Here is a 2,265-nt window from a genome sequence, read left to right as displayed (position 1 = left end):
CGCCCGCCGCCCCGAAGCCGTCGCGTCGTTCGTCGCAGTCCGTCGTTCCGTCTTCACCGCTTTTATATCGTTGTTCCCCGCGCCACGCCGGCAAGCGCGCTCCGATCGTTCCGTTTCCCGCGGCATGCGGCCCCGTACGGCCGTCGCCCGACCGTTTACAGGAGCCTCGCCATGTCGCTCGCCGTGGTGCGCAGCCGTGCGCCGGCGGCCGGCCGTGCGCCGGACGTCACCGTCGAAGTCCATCTCGCCAACGGGTTGCCGTCGTTCTCGATCGTCGGCCTGCCCGATCTCGAAGTCCGTGAAAGCCGCGAGCGCGTACGCGCCGCGCTGCAGAACTGCGGATTCGAATTCCCCGTCCGACGCATCACCGTCAATCTCGCGCCGGCCGACCTGCCGAAAGAGTCGGGCCGCTTCGATCTGCCGATCGCGCTCGGCATCCTCGCGGCCAACGGGCAAATTCCCGTCGATGCGCTGGCGGGCCGCGAATTCGCCGGCGAGCTGTCGCTGACCGGCGCGCTGCGGCCGATGCGCGGCGCATTCGCGATGGCGTGCGGCCTCGCGCGCGACGCGCAGTCAGGCGGCGCGGACGGCGACATCGCTCACGACACGCAGGCCGGCGGCGGCGCCGCGCCGCGCGCAGCGTACGCAGCGGCCGGTGCATCGCGCACGCCGGAGCTGTACCTGCCGCTTGCCAGTGCGGCCGAGGCGGCGCTCGTGCCCGGCGTGACCGTGTTCGGCGCGCCGGACCTGCCGGCACTCTGCGCGCACCTTGCCGGTGCGCCGGACAGCCGGCTGTCGCCCGTCGATGCGCCGTGCCTCGATGGCCTGCCGGCACCCGCGGCGCCCAATCTCGCGGACGTCGTCGGTCAGCGCGCCGCGCGGCGCGCGCTCGAAGTCGCGGCCGCGGGCGGGCACCACATGCTGATGGTCGGCCCGCCGGGCGCCGGCAAGTCGATGCTGGCCGCGCGGCTGCCGGGGCTGCTGCCGCCGCTCACCGACGACGAGGCGCTGACCTCGGCCGCGCTGCTGTCGGCGAGCCGCATCGGCTTCTCTCCCGCGCAATGGCGCCGCCGGCCGTTTCGGTCGCCGCACCATTCGTCGAGCGCCGCCGCGCTGGTCGGCGGACGCAATCCGCCGCAGCCGGGCGAAATCACGCTCGCGCACCTCGGTGTGCTGTTTCTCGACGAACTGCCCGAATTCGATCGCCACGTGCTCGAAATGCTGCGCGAGCCGCTCGAAGCGGGCCGCATCACGATTTCGCGCGCCGCGCAGCAGGCGGACTTCCCGGCCGCATGCCAGTTGATCGCCGCGATGAATCCGTGCCCGTGCGGCTGGCTCGGCGATCCGTCCGGCCGCTGCCGCTGCTCGCCGGACATCGCCGCACGCTATCTGCGCAAGCTGTCCGGGCCGCTGCTCGACCGGATCGACATCCAGATCGACCTGCCGGCGCTCTCGCCGGCCGAACTCGCCGCACGCGCGTCGACGCCGGGCGAGCCGAGCGCCGCGGTGGCCGCGCGCGTCGCGCAGGCGCGCGCGCTGCAACTCGCGCGGCAGGGCAAGACGAATCACATGCTGAGCGGGCGCGAAACCGACGACCTGTGCCGGCCGACGGACGAAGGCGAGCGGCTGTTGCGCGAGGCCGGCGAGCGCTTCGGATGGTCGGCGCGCGCCTACTACCGCGTGCTGAAGGTCGCACGCACGATCGCCGATCTGGCCGGCGAGCCGCTGCCGACCGCCTCCCACATCGCGGAAGCGATCCGCTATCGGCGCGCGCTCGCCGCCCTCTGAGGACAAAATCCGCGTGTCAAGACTTGACTTATGCACAATTCCACGCATCCAGCCCCGATCGAGGCTGCGTGCGCAGGCGCGCGACGTCGGATTCGTATGTCATTGTTTTTATTGAATTTTCCGAAAACGCCGGCGTGCACCAAAATCGGCCGGAAGGCCGTCCGGCGCGGCTGAGCGGGCAATCGGGCGAACTTTTCAACAAAGTTATCCACATCCGCTGTGGATAGCCGAAAAAGCCCCGCAAAATCCGGCGATTAGCGTAGAAAGCTGCGAATGAACTTTCAGTTGGCGAGGGCAGTCTGAAGCGCCCTCGCCGGCTGCGTCAGTCGAGCTTGAACGACCCGAAAAACTGGTCGAGCTGCTCCTGCTGCAGCGGGCGGTCGGCGATCACGACGGCCTGATATGCATGGCGCCCGCGCGCGACGAGCCGCGCGACGATCGTCTTGCGCGCCGTGTCGTCGCCGCCGGCCGCCGTGC

General features: G+C 70.8%; 1 protein-coding gene. It reads left to right on the top strand.

Going from position 1 to position 2,265, the window contains the following annotated elements; all coding sequences use genetic code 11:
• Positions 1–171 precede the first annotated feature (171 nt).
• Complete coding sequence (locus tag HMPREF3115_RS25160; protein WP_070556559.1) at positions 172–1,788, top strand: YifB family Mg chelatase-like AAA ATPase; 1,617 nt, start codon at positions 172–174, stop codon at positions 1,786–1,788.
• Positions 1,789–2,265: the final 477 nt, after the last annotated feature.

Source organism: Burkholderia sp. HMSC10F09 (genome assembly GCF_001806955.1).
Lineage (GTDB): Bacteria > Pseudomonadota > Gammaproteobacteria > Burkholderiales > Burkholderiaceae > Burkholderia > Burkholderia multivorans.
The sequence above is the reverse complement of the archived record's forward strand: the minus strand, read 5'-3'. Positions and strand labels throughout refer to the sequence as shown.

Bases quoted from the DNA above. Each gene is read 5' to 3' on its own strand.
- HMPREF3115_RS25160 (WP_070556559.1), top strand. From the start codon at position 172: ATGTCGCTCGCCGTGGTGCGCAGCCGTGCGCCGGCGGCCGGCCGTGCG.